Origin of the sequence: Pseudoalteromonas sp. J010, from assembly GCF_003934235.1 — a bacterium.
Classification (GTDB): domain Bacteria; phylum Pseudomonadota; class Gammaproteobacteria; order Enterobacterales; family Alteromonadaceae; genus Pseudoalteromonas; species Pseudoalteromonas peptidolytica.
Window position 1 is genome coordinate 30,584 of record NZ_RDBW01000040.1, and the last position, 11,409, is coordinate 41,992.

The window sequence follows — 11,409 nt, forward strand, 5'->3', positions numbered from 1 at the left end:
CCAAGCCTGATTTACCACAACTACAAGATTTACCGTCAATGGCCATTCGCCGTCCGGTACTTATCGTCGTTTTAAATTTGTTAATCATTATTGCGGGAATTGCGGCATTAGCCGGTGTAGAAGTACGGGAATTGCCAGATGTAGATAGGCCAAGATTAACTGTTTCAGCTTCTTTTCCTGGTGGCTCTCCCGAAACCGTCGATACCGAAGTAACCAGTAAGCTAGAGGGCGCAGTAGCTCGGGTAAGCGGAGTCAAAAGTATCCGTGCACAAAGCGAAGAAAATAATGCGCGCATTGTTGTTGAGTTTCGTCCTGGGATTAACCTCGATGATGCGGCAAACGAGACCCGTGAATCTGTATCGCGAGTACAAAGAGAGTTGCCTGAAGAAGTTGAGCGTGTTTCGATAATAAAAGCGGATAATGACGCTGAAGCTGTTGTGTCTTTAACGGTAAGCTCGGCTTCATTGACACTTGAAGGTCTAACCGAGCGTGTTGAGAAAGATTTAGCACCACAATTTTTAACCATTCCAGGTGTTGCAGATGTTCGCCTCAACGGTGACCGAGAGCGAGTGCTTAGGGTAAGGCTTGATCCACTCAAGTTGACGAGTTTTAACTTAACAGTGCCAGATGTAGCAGCTGCACTTAAACAAGCGCCATTTGATGTGCCTGCCGGTAGCTTGAAGTCAGATGACCAGCAGCTGATTGTTCGTGCAGACGCGACCTCTATTACCGCAGAGCAGATCAGTGACATCATCATTCGAGGCGATACACGCATTGGAGACATTGCGTCTGTGTATTTCGGTCCAGCAGATCCTCGCTCTATGGTACGGCTAGATGGTGAACCTGTCATTGGTCTTGAAATTATTCGCCAAGCCCAGTCCAACACCATTGAGATCTCCGATGAAGTGCTACAGCTTGTTGAGAAAACTAAAGCACGATTTCCTGATCTCGCGCTTTCTGTTACCTCTGATGATGCCCAGTTTATTCGTTCGTCAGTGGATGAAGTGCTTAGCTCTTTGGTGATAACTATATTACTAGTCGTGTTCACACTGTGGGTTTTTATCGGTTCATGGCGTGCAACGCTGATCCCTGCTTTTGCCATCCCAGTTGCGCTGATCGGCTCGCTGGCACTTATTTGGGCGCTGGGATTTTCAGTGAATATTCTTACTCTGCTGGCATTAGTCTTGGCGACAGGGCTTATTGTTGATGATGCCATCGTAGTCAGTGAGAATATCCAGCGTCGTCGCGGGGAAGGGATTGGCCGTCGTGCAGCGGCGGTATTAGGCACCCGAGAAGTCTTTTTTGCTGTGGTGGCCACAACAGCAGTATTGGCTGCGGTATTTGTGCCCATTGCCTTTTTACCCTCAACGGCTGGTCGATTATTTAGAGAGTTTGGTGGTGTGCTGGCAGGAGCTGTGATTATTTCCTCGTTTGTAGCTTTATCGTTAGTACCTGCACTGACTTCAAAGCTAAAATTAAAACAAGATGGTAAAAAGCACATTTTCTCTGAAGCGGGAGTTAAGCTCGCGACTTGGTACCGTGGTACGATCCATTGGGTACTAGATCATGCTTGGCTTACGTTTGGCATATTTGTGATTGTCGCTGGACTATCAGGCGCGTTGTATACACAGCTAGACAATGAGCTGTTACCATCAGAAGACAGAGGTAAGATCCGAATATTCGCTAGAGGGCCTGACGGTGTTGGTCTTAACTTTATGGATAGGCAAGCCAAGCAAATGGAAGACATTTTGTTACCGTTTGTAGAGAGTGGCGAGATAGAGTCTATTTACACTGTAGTTGGCCAGTGGGATCCCAATATCGTGTTTATTACTGTGCCATTAAAGCACTGGGATGAAAGGCATTTCTCACAACAAGAGATTATTGACAAAATCCGAGCTCCACTTGGTAATATTCCAGGTGCCCCGGCACGCGCTTTTGGCGCAAATAGCCTAAACCTAAGAGGTCAAGGTGGGGGAATTGAACTTGCGTTACTTGGTAATGACTACCTTGAAATATTCGAAGCAGCGCAGACGTTTGCTGCCTTAGTTGAAAAAGAAATGCCGGATGCGGCTCCTGTGCAAATATCTTATCAACCTTCGCAACCTCAGCTTCGTGTTAACATTGACCGCCGCAGAGCAGAAGAGCTTGGTGTGAGTTTGAGTGACATCTCAACCACACTCAGGGCTGCAATCAATGGAGATGATGTTGCCGACCTTAATGTTGGCGATCAATCTATTCCTATCATGCTCCAAGCACAAAATCATACTATTCGAGATCCCAGTGACTTGGCCAATCTCTACGTGGGTAGTCGCTCTGGTGCGTTAGTCCCACTCAGTAGCCTCGCGGTAATTGTAGAAGAGGGCGTTGCGGCTGAGCTTGAGCGTCATGCTCAGCGTCGTAGTATTGAGCTTGATATGAAGCAGCCTGAAGCAATACCAATGGCTGAAGTAGTTGAACAGTTACGCACGCTAGCAGAGCGTAGCTTACCGGATAGCGTAACCTTGGCGTTCAAAGGGGAAGCGTTAACGTTTGAAGAGACTGCTAATGAGGTGTTATTGACTTACGTGTTGGCCTTTTTAATTGTATTGCTAGTACTTGCTGCACAATTTGAAAGCGTGAATAGTGCGGTTGTTGTGATGATAACCGTGCCGTTTGGGATCTCCTCAGCGATACTCGCACTTTATCTAACCGGCACTTCACTTAATATCTATTCTCAAATTGGTTTAGTCATGCTGATAGGACTAATTGCTAAAAATGCAATTTTATTGGTTGAATTCGCGGATCAATTACGTGACAAAGGACGTACTGTTAGGCAAGCAGTAGAAGAGGCTGCGGTGATACGTTTACGTCCGATCATGATGACATTAGTGTCGACATTACTAGGTGCATTACCGTTGATTTTATCGGTTGGCGCAGGTGCTGAGTCGAGAAATTCAATTGGTTGGGTAGTGTTTGGTGGTCTTGGGTTAGCTGTATTCTTTACTTTATACCTAACACCTGTCGTTTATCTTGGGTTAGCTAGATTCACTAAACCAAGAGCTGATGAAACCAAGTTATTAGTAGATGAACTTGATAAAGCAGACAGTTAACTTTATCACTTCAAAATAACCCCTAAAAAGCACAGCAATAGCTGTGCTTTTTTTGTGCAATGATTAATGCTGTGGTAACGGATACTTTGGTATTTTTTCTTGAACTTTCCACAAATTAAACTGTCTCAGTCGATGTGGTTGTTTTATAGCCATTATGTTTGCTACTCTAAGACAGTAAATCCTGTTTTCTATAACAATAAAAAATAATAAGCTAATTGAAAGAAGATGTGTCATGGGTAATTTATTTTTAAAAGAACGGGAAAATTGGACTGCCTGGATCATTTGGAGCCTAATAGGATGCTCCGCGACTGTGATGCTTTCAAGCTATACCAGCCAAATTTGGATGAGCCTACTTGCACCAATCATAGTATTAGGTGTATTAACTACATGGATGAGTTATACCAAGCGATTCGACTTTTCTAGAGCATTTAAAGTCCTTAGTACCGTGGTATTAGTGTCGACAATACCTGTCATCATTGAGCGGGTGTTACCGGCAAAAAATGCCGTTGTTGGTATGATTGACTCGGGGATCATTATTATTGGAGTGGTTGTGGCGAGTAGTGTGTTTGCCTATATCGCTAAGAGACCAAAACAATATTATTGACTGTAATTTGCTCGATTAAATGCAAAAATCAAAATAGAGCTTTACAAGCGGGTATTTAATCCATAGAATGCGCGCCAACAACGGAGAGATGGCTGAGTGGTTGAAAGCACCGGTCTTGAAAACCGGCATACGTTAATAGCGTATCTAGGGTTCAAATCCCTATCTCTCCGCCACCTCATTCCCAAAACCGCCTCTATTTGGCGGTTTTTTTCGTTTGGAGGCGTACATGTCAGCGGCTAGTAATATTGTAATAATAAAACATAGTTCTCTTTGGATTGTATTTAGTTATTTTTATCTTAGTGGTCTCAACATGGCGCTTACGCTATCGATTGACTCGCAACAAGACCCAGACATAACGATGACACTATTACATGTGTTTTTATTTAATTGTCTGGCAGGCCACTTAATAACAAAATATGAAAAGAGCTGGCCGCAATTGGCGAGTGTGGTTATTGCATTGTGTGGTGTTATTGGTTTTGGTCACTATTTTACTGGTAGCTTAGGTGAATACAGTGACGAGCTAAATGTTGGCTTAGTTTTGTTACTACCGTTTGCAACCTTTGTGATGAAAAAACTCAAACAATACGCCGAAGAAAAAGCCGCTAGTTAGCGGTTTTTTTGTCTTTGCAGCTGAGCTCGAGTGCTTGATATTCCAGCAGCTTCGGTATCTTGAGTAATTTTGCTGTGATACAATCATAAATTCTTGTTAAATAAAAATATGGAAAGACTATGTCTCAATTCAACACAGACGCAGATAAAGCGAGCTATGGTATTGGCTTACAGATGGGTGAGCAATTAAAAGCGAATCCTTTCGAAGGCTTAAACCTTAACTCTGTATTCGAAGGTATGAAAGACGCTTATGCTGGTGACAGCTTCCGCGTTGAGATCCCTGAAATCCAAGCAGCATTTGAAAAGATCAATGCTGAGATCCAACAGCGTCGTGAAGAAGAAGCGAAAGTATTGGCTGCTGAGGGCATTGCATTCCTTGAGGAAAATGCAAAACGTGCAGAAGTAACGGTAACTGAGTCTGGCCTTCAATACGAGGTTGTTGAAACAGGCGAAGGTGCTAAACCTGAAGCGGAATCAAAAGTACGCGTTCATTACCACGGTACACTTATTAACGGTACAACGTTTGATAGCTCATACGAGCGTGGTCAGCCAGCTGAATTCCCTGTAAATGGTGTTATCAAAGGCTGGACTGAGGCACTACAAATGATGCCTGCTGGTTCTAAATGGCGTCTATACATTCCACACGAGCTTGCATACGGTGAGCGCGGTGCGGGTGCATCAATCGCACCTTTCTCAACGTTAATCTTCGACGTTGAGCTACTAGAAGTTTTGTAATAAATAGTATTTGTTACACAAACAAAAAGGCCTTCTAAATGAAGGCCTTTTTACATTTAACCAAAGTCGATAAGAGCACAACTTTGGTATTACTAAGACTTAGTACGTTGCACTACCTTTTGTGCGTGGGAATGCAATCACGTCACGTACGTTGCCCATACCCGTTACATATGCAACCAAACGCTCGAAGCCAAGACCAAAGCCTGAGTGAGGCACTGTTCCATACTTACGTAGGTCACGGTACCAGCTGTAATCTTCTTTGTTCAAGCCCATTTCTTCAAGTCGCGCATCTAGCACATCTAAACGCTCTTCACGTTGTGAGCCACCAATGATTTCACCAATACCAGGTGCAACAACGTCCATTGCGGCAACGGTTTTACCGTCTTCGTTTTGACGCATGTAGAACGCTTTAATATCACGAGGATAGTTTTTGATTACTACCGGTGCGTTAAAGTGTACTTCAGCTAGGTAGCGTTCGTGCTCAGACTGTAAGTCGACGCCCCATTCAACAGGGAATTCAAACTCTTTATCACATGCTTTAAGAATGTCGATAGCATCTGTGTAATCTACCTGAGCAAAGTCTTTGTCGATGAATGACTCTAGGCGAGTAATGGCATCTTTTTCGATGCGTTGTGCGAAAAATTCCATATCATCACGACGTTCGTCAAGTACTGCTTTAAACACATACTTCAACATATCTTCTGCAAGTGCTGCAATGTCGTTCAGGTCAGCAAACGCAACTTCAGGCTCAACCATCCAAAACTCAGCTAGGTGGCGAGACGTGTTTGAGTTCTCAGCGCGGAATGTCGGGCCAAACGTGTAGATTTTTGAAAGGGCACTGGCGTAGGTTTCACCGTTAAGCTGACCTGATACCGTCAAGAATGCTTCTTTACCAAAAAAGTCTTCTGAATAGTCTACATCGCCTTTGTCTGTGCGTGGTAGGTTGTTCATATCAAGTGTAGATACACGGAACATCTCGCCTGCACCTTCACAGTCACTCGCGGTAATGATAGGTGTGCTGATCCACTGGTAGCCACGCTCGTGATAGAAGCGGTGAATTGCTTGTGCAAGACAGTTACGCACACGTGTCACTGCGCCCATTACGTTAGTGCGCGGGCGAAGGTGTGCATGTTCGCGTAAGTATTCAATACTATGGCGCTTTGCCGCCATAGGGTAAGAATCAGGATTCTCAACCCAGCCTAATACTTCAACACTGTTAGCTTGGATCTCAAAAGATTGACCTTGACCTTGAGATTGTACAAGCACACCAGTCACCGCTACTGAACACCCAGCAGTAAGACGAGTCACTTCGTCATAATTATTCAGCGAATTAGGGACTACGGCTTGAATAGGGTCAAAACAAGAACCGTCATGAACGGCTAGAAATGAAATACCTGCTTTTGAATCACGTCGTGTACGGATCCAGCCTTTTACTGTAACTTGGCTGTCAACCGCAACGGTGCCTGCTAGTAGCTCCGTTATCGCTGTGTGGCTCATCTTTACTCCAAATGATTTATTTTTTATTTGTAAATTAAAAGACAGAATGTCTTATCGTCATGTAAGCCGTATCTTACCTGCGATGAACAAATAAAAAAACACTGAAATGCAAAAAACTACACTCAATTAAACGACTAAAACCATGAAAAAATACCGATGTTGTGGCATTATGAACATTCGATGATAAAAATTACTTAAATAATACTAACAGTGACGTTCAAAATTCGATGAAACAAGTTTTTATTTTGAGGGGGCTACCAGGCTCTGGTAAATCGCATTACGCGCAAACGCTAGCTGATGACTTAGTTGCTGGTGATGAAACACAGTATTTTATTTGCTCAACGGACGACTTTTTCGTTAATGAAAATGGTGAGTATCACTTTGAAAAGCAGCGCTTGTCCGAGTACCACAATTTAAATCTTGCCCGTTTTATAAACGCACTAGCAGAGGGGATCCCGCTTGTGGTCGTTGATAACACCAATATTAAAAAGTGGGAATTTGTTGCTTACGCCTCTGCGGCTACTGCGATGGGTTATCAAGTTAAAGAAGTGATCGTTGGCGAAATTAGGGATAAGTCACTACAACATTTATACGCCAAACGAAATGGCCATGGCGTTGGGCTGAAAACGATTTCTAAAATGGCACACCTCTTCGAATGGTGATAAAGCTTAGAGTAGAGTAACGCTAACAATGCTCGTGCAGTTAAACAGGGTAGTACAATATCCGATCTTATAGTTAAAAATAGCGGATTTAGACGTCACCTACGAGCAATCAAGAGACGGTCGTCAATGTTAGCTTCATTCTACATAGCGGCCGTTTAGTCAACTCATTCCAGCCCCATTTCGATTCAGCAGTGAAATGTGCAACCAACTTTTGTAGCTTCAGTTGACCCCGTTAAGTGCAACTTTTTGTGTGTTGATAGCCACATTTCGGTGTTTGGCAAGGAAGGTTAAAAGCTGTGTAACTTCTTCCTTCTTCCGTTCCCATTGTCTCAGGGTGACGCTTGTGGTGAAAGTTAATGAATGCCTTAATCCAATATAGGTAGGTTTTTTCTGTTCGAATGCTGTAACCACGCATACGCATTTCTTCCTGAAGGCCTTTCAGAAATGGGCTTTTTAGACTCATGATAACTCCTTACTTCATAATGCTGTGTATATATACAGCATTATCTAAAGTTCTCGGATATCAAGGGAAATAATGAAAAAATTTTTGCGCGTTTACGCATGAATAAATTAAAAATATTATTTTTATCAATAGGTTATTTATTTTCGATTTGAGATAATAGGTTTGGGAAACGCGCATGCGCATTTTTCTAGATGGTATATTTAGAAGAATGCTGATAAGTTCTTTACATACTGATAGTTAACTGCGCGCGTTTTCACTGGTCCAACGAGGTAAACGCGCATGCGCACGAATAAAATGTTATGTTTCCGGGGGGAATCTTGAGGCATTACCAAATTTTTCCTTGCCAATTAGTATCAGTTGGTTTGTTTTGGCTCATAAATTATAGGGGGTGTTATGTCACATATTTTCACTGAAAAAAATATCAGAGACTTCAATCAGGAGGTTTTTGAACGGTATATTAGAAAGCACGGGTATAGCCTGTCTAAGTTGGATGAATATACTTTTATACCCTTACATCTGGACTTTCCTCCAAAATTCTACGAGCAAAAAGGCAATGTCAAAAAGCCATTGCTGACTCATTACGCTTTAGAGCTAGTTTCCCGTGGTTGTATGGTGCAAAACGATACGGAGTTTTGTTTGACACCAGAAGGCTATACAAAGGGTTACCGATACAAACACCCAGTCAAATACTTCTTTAAAGCGCACTGGCAGTGGTTCTTTGGGGTTATTATTATGGGGTTCATAATAGCTGTAGCAACAGTGTCTGATGACTTAATCACGTAATCCCAAAAATAACTGACACCCATCAAAAATAACTGACACCCATTACTATTAATACCCAAGCTGAGCACGTCAAGTAAAAATATGCGTATAGAGGACAGCCTTTCAATTACAAGTGAAGTAAGAGATGAGTGGTTACAGCAAGGAATGCTAAGTGAGTTAGTTTCATATGTGACTTCAAATTACGATACTGTTTCATCGAAGCCAATGCTTTTTATCGTCCCAATAAGGGAAAAGCTAGTAAAAGACAACGAAACAGAGTTGTTAATTAAACTCTTTAAAAAATTGATAAAGGTTCAGACCGAAGACCTATGGTTTCATTTACCCCAACTAAAAAATGTTGGCGGTACTTTAAATAGTGAGCAACTTGAAGATAGGCTGCAAAAAGTTAATGCTGCGCAATCAGGCTGTCTAACATTGTTGGGGCACTATGTGCATGACTTAAAAGCGCTCAGCTATAGTGATTTAGCACGGAGATGAGGTTACATGAAATATGAGCTTCCATTTGAAAGAACAGGTTATCTGCCGAAGGTAGTGGCGACTTTAAGTGGTTTAGATGACAAAGAAAGTGGTCATGAAAATTTATGTTTGAACCACCCGCTTGATGTGTTTTACTTTACATTTTCGGATGTGATTAAGTGTGTTAGCCGACTTACACGTCGGTACGAGAAAGACATAACGAAAAGAAAAAACAGTAGCCAATACAAACCTGATGATATCGAAGAGTACAGTGTCGACATTTTCAATACAATTTTCTATTCATCAAACTTTATCGAAGCTTGTCAGTCTATTATTAAGTCTGTATGTCATGGTAACAAAAAAGTACAGACGAAAGCTGTTCGTGAGTTTAATGTTTCAACAAAGGACTATCGAAGTCATATTTCAAAAATAATAAATGAAATCAAACATAAGCATCGGAGGGTTAACACATTTTCCTATGCTTGGGATAGTAATTTGATAATTGGATACTACATTGAAGGTGTAGTAGATAAAGGGGTTTTAGGTCCTGATCCATTGATTCATAAGAACTTTAATGGGCTAAGAACAGGATTTTCTTTAAATAGATATATCCCATATTATTTAATTAACCTTTATCATGTTGCTTCTTGTTTAGATAGTGTAATGAAAAAATATGGAAACGTAGGTGATTCAGAGTTTACACTTCGAGAAAATCGCGACATTGTTGACTGCATAGAAATGGTATCACGATTACCAATGGCACTATTCACCGATGAATTTAAACTCAAAGTTCCAGCTATATCAGCCAAGGCTGGGGAAAGGTTTTTATTAGAATTGCCGGGGAAACGTAAAATTGAGAACAAGAAACTACATATCGCAGATGTTTCTTTAGGTGCTCGCGTAGGTTTGCACAGTAAAACAATGACTTTTCCGTACTTTGCTGGCTAACAAAGCAATCAAGGTGATGCGTTAGACTCGGCGGTTTTGGTATGGAGTTAGGTGTGCTTTGTTAGCTCAGTGAGGCACACCTTATCGCAGGCGTTAGCTTGCTAGACAATTCAGAAGGAATTTAAGTTTGAATAACAAAGATAAGAAAGAAGATAGGGTTTTTGCTGTTAATTATTCACAAGTTGATCCAAAAACAGATCAAAATACACAACTTGCCTTAGCTAAAATGGAACTGACTTACGCAATTATTGGGCAGGTTCTGGGTTTGGTTTGTATTTTAGGTGGTATTGGTTTGTTTCTAAATGGTGTTACAGGTTCAACGAGTTGGACTGCAAACATTCTTGGAGCAGAATCAGCAATCACTGATGCTGCACCCGGTGCAATTTTATTTATTGTTGGTATTTTCATGGTCCTTGTAACTAAGTATAAATTCGTGCATAAAAAAGCAAGCTAACAAGCAATTAAACAGGGATAAAAAACTTGCGTAAAAACGAATGACACCCAAACATAAAAACGAATGACACTCATTACTATTAATGCCCAAGCTGAGGACGTCAAGTAAAAACGTATGAATGCACTTGCATCACTTTGGTCAAAAGCGTATATCGACAGGTTATTTTTTAGCACTCGAGCGTATCTCTACACTAAAGCCAAGTTGTCGCGCACAACAAAGCGCTGTAAATACAACAGTTATAGATTATCGAGTTGGTAGGTTCGCCTCGCTAAGCCAACAAACGCTCGCAGTTTGTGAGGTTTGTCCGCCGTCGCTTTTGCAGTGTTTCACAGTAGGCGGTTACTGTTCGCTCTCGGCCCACTGCACCGTGAAATACCTGAGAAAACTGCATAGTGAGTTTTATCCAGTTTTCAGGTTCTATATTTAGTCGAGTGAGAATGTGTTGAGACTCAAAGATATAACCGCGTTTATCGGCGCGAATACAACGGCCTGTGAGTTCAACCAATTCAATATAGGATTTGAGTTCAAAAGGCAGGCCTTTAGGCATATGTTTTCGTGGGCTACCCACAAAGGGTAGTAGGGTTTTTGGTTGCTTTCCCATCTTCGCGTGGTCGATGCGTTTTTTGATGCTGGTRTAGTCTGAGGTTTCAGGYGTTGCGGCGATGTTGGCTCTAATGGGGTTTAAGTCTACGTATGCGAGACAAGCAGCCAGCGCTGCTTCATCCAGTAATGCTTGGGATTTAAACCGTCCTTCCCAAAAACGGCCTGTACAATTATCTTCTCTATTTGCTCGGCGRGCGATGTTTTCGTTAAGCACTCGCATAAACCAGCTAATATCGGCCAGCCTTTGCCTGTACTTATCAACCAGTTCATCTAGTATCAACTGCTCCGACTCATTGAGTGGCTCACCTTCAGTAAATTTTTGGCTTATCCCATTACCTTTAAACAACTTGTGCCATCGTATCACTATCGATTCATCGGACAGACGTTTCGCCTTGTTGTCATCAACATATAACACAATGTGAGTATGATTACTCATCACGGCATAAGCACAGACATCAATACAAAATACGGAAGCCAACATCAATAGCTTTTCTTCAACCCAATCC

General features: G+C 42.0%; 11 protein-coding genes, 1 tRNA gene and 1 pseudogene. 10 read left to right on the forward strand and 3 right to left on the reverse strand.

Going from position 1 to position 11,409, the window contains the following annotated elements; all coding sequences use genetic code 11:
* Positions 1–38: 38 nt before the first annotated feature.
* The 5 genes from EAG18_RS18990 (at position 39) to EAG18_RS19010 (ending at position 5,037) form a co-directional block, all read left to right on the forward strand.
* The gene (locus tag EAG18_RS18990) at positions 39–3,089 is read left to right on the forward strand and encodes an efflux RND transporter permease subunit (protein WP_185745628.1); all 3,051 of its coding nucleotides are present in this window, start codon (positions 39–41) and stop codon (positions 3,087–3,089) included.
* Between the two features lie 232 nt (positions 3,090–3,321).
* The gene (locus tag EAG18_RS18995) at positions 3,322–3,693 is read left to right on the forward strand and encodes a hypothetical protein (protein WP_125253936.1); all 372 of its coding nucleotides are present in this window, start codon (positions 3,322–3,324) and stop codon (positions 3,691–3,693) included.
* A gap of 82 nt (positions 3,694–3,775) precedes the next feature.
* A tRNA-Ser gene (locus EAG18_RS19000) sits at positions 3,776–3,866 on the forward strand.
* Positions 3,867–3,919: 53 nt separating this feature from the next.
* Positions 3,920–4,303 carry a hypothetical protein gene (locus EAG18_RS19005; protein WP_125253937.1) on the forward strand — a complete coding sequence of 128 codons (384 nt, stop codon included), beginning with the start codon at positions 3,920–3,922 and terminating at the stop codon, positions 4,301–4,303.
* Positions 4,304–4,422: 119 nt separating this feature from the next.
* Positions 4,423–5,037, forward strand: a complete 615-nt coding sequence (locus EAG18_RS19010; protein ID WP_125253938.1) for an FKBP-type peptidyl-prolyl cis-trans isomerase — start codon at positions 4,423–4,425, stop codon at positions 5,035–5,037.
* A 99-nt stretch (positions 5,038–5,136) separates the two neighbouring features.
* Here EAG18_RS19010 and asnS read toward each other — a convergent pair whose 3' ends face one another.
* Positions 5,137–6,534 carry an asparagine--tRNA ligase gene (gene asnS / locus EAG18_RS19015; RefSeq protein WP_125253939.1) on the reverse strand — a complete coding sequence of 466 codons (1,398 nt, stop codon included), beginning with the start codon at positions 6,532–6,534 and terminating at the stop codon, positions 5,137–5,139.
* Between the two features lie 227 nt (positions 6,535–6,761).
* Between asnS and EAG18_RS19020 the strand changes: the two genes are divergently transcribed.
* Complete coding sequence (locus tag EAG18_RS19020) at positions 6,762–7,196, forward strand: ATP-binding protein (RefSeq protein ID WP_125253940.1); 435 nt, start codon at positions 6,762–6,764, stop codon at positions 7,194–7,196.
* Positions 7,197–7,421: 225 nt separating this feature from the next.
* On the opposite strand, the pseudogene EAG18_RS19025 reads toward EAG18_RS19020, so the two are convergent.
* Positions 7,422–7,659, reverse strand: a pseudogene (locus EAG18_RS19025) (site-specific integrase); the annotation flags it as partial.
* Between the two features lie 393 nt (positions 7,660–8,052).
* Here EAG18_RS19025 and EAG18_RS19030 point away from each other — a divergent pair.
* The 4 genes from EAG18_RS19030 to EAG18_RS19045 all read left to right on the forward strand — a co-directional run bounded on the left by EAG18_RS19030 (position 8,053) and on the right by EAG18_RS19045 (position 10,300).
* Positions 8,053–8,442 (forward strand): hypothetical protein, encoded by a 390-nt coding sequence (locus EAG18_RS19030; protein ID WP_125253941.1) that lies wholly within the window; start codon positions 8,053–8,055, stop codon positions 8,440–8,442.
* An 81-nt stretch (positions 8,443–8,523) separates the two neighbouring features.
* Complete coding sequence (locus EAG18_RS19035) at positions 8,524–8,919, forward strand: hypothetical protein (protein WP_125253942.1); 396 nt, start codon at positions 8,524–8,526, stop codon at positions 8,917–8,919.
* 6 nt (positions 8,920–8,925) lie between these two features.
* Entirely contained in the window at positions 8,926–9,846 is a 921-nt protein-coding gene (locus EAG18_RS19040; RefSeq protein ID WP_125253943.1) for a hypothetical protein, read from the forward strand.
* A gap of 127 nt (positions 9,847–9,973) precedes the next feature.
* Positions 9,974–10,300 (forward strand): hypothetical protein, encoded by a 327-nt coding sequence (locus EAG18_RS19045; protein WP_125253944.1) that lies wholly within the window; start codon positions 9,974–9,976, stop codon positions 10,298–10,300.
* 268 nt (positions 10,301–10,568) lie between these two features.
* Here the strand turns inward: EAG18_RS19045 and EAG18_RS19050 are convergent.
* Positions 10,569–11,409: transposase (locus EAG18_RS19050; RefSeq protein WP_275557342.1), on the reverse strand; the 841-nt coding region annotated here is incomplete at its 5' end.

What these genes read in the sequence shown, in the direction of transcription:
- EAG18_RS18990 (WP_185745628.1), top strand. Translation starts at nt 39, where the DNA reads ATGGCCATTCGCCGTCCGGTACTTATCGTCGTTTTAAATTTGTTAATC.
- EAG18_RS18995 (WP_125253936.1), top strand. Translation starts at nt 3,322, where the DNA reads ATGGGTAATTTATTTTTAAAAGAACGGGAAAATTGGACTGCCTGGATC.
- EAG18_RS19005 (WP_125253937.1), top strand. Translation starts at nt 3,920, where the DNA reads ATGTCAGCGGCTAGTAATATTGTAATAATAAAACATAGTTCTCTTTGG.
- EAG18_RS19010 (WP_125253938.1), top strand. Translation starts at nt 4,423, where the DNA reads ATGTCTCAATTCAACACAGACGCAGATAAAGCGAGCTATGGTATTGGC.
- asnS (WP_125253939.1), bottom strand. Translation starts at nt 6,534, where the DNA reads ATGAGCCACACAGCGATAACGGAGCTACTAGCAGGCACCGTTGCGGTT.
- EAG18_RS19020 (WP_125253940.1), top strand. Translation starts at nt 6,762, where the DNA reads ATGAAACAAGTTTTTATTTTGAGGGGGCTACCAGGCTCTGGTAAATCG.
- EAG18_RS19030 (WP_125253941.1), top strand. Translation starts at nt 8,053, where the DNA reads ATGTCACATATTTTCACTGAAAAAAATATCAGAGACTTCAATCAGGAG.
- EAG18_RS19035 (WP_125253942.1), top strand. Translation starts at nt 8,524, where the DNA reads ATGCGTATAGAGGACAGCCTTTCAATTACAAGTGAAGTAAGAGATGAG.
- EAG18_RS19040 (WP_125253943.1), top strand. Translation starts at nt 8,926, where the DNA reads ATGAAATATGAGCTTCCATTTGAAAGAACAGGTTATCTGCCGAAGGTA.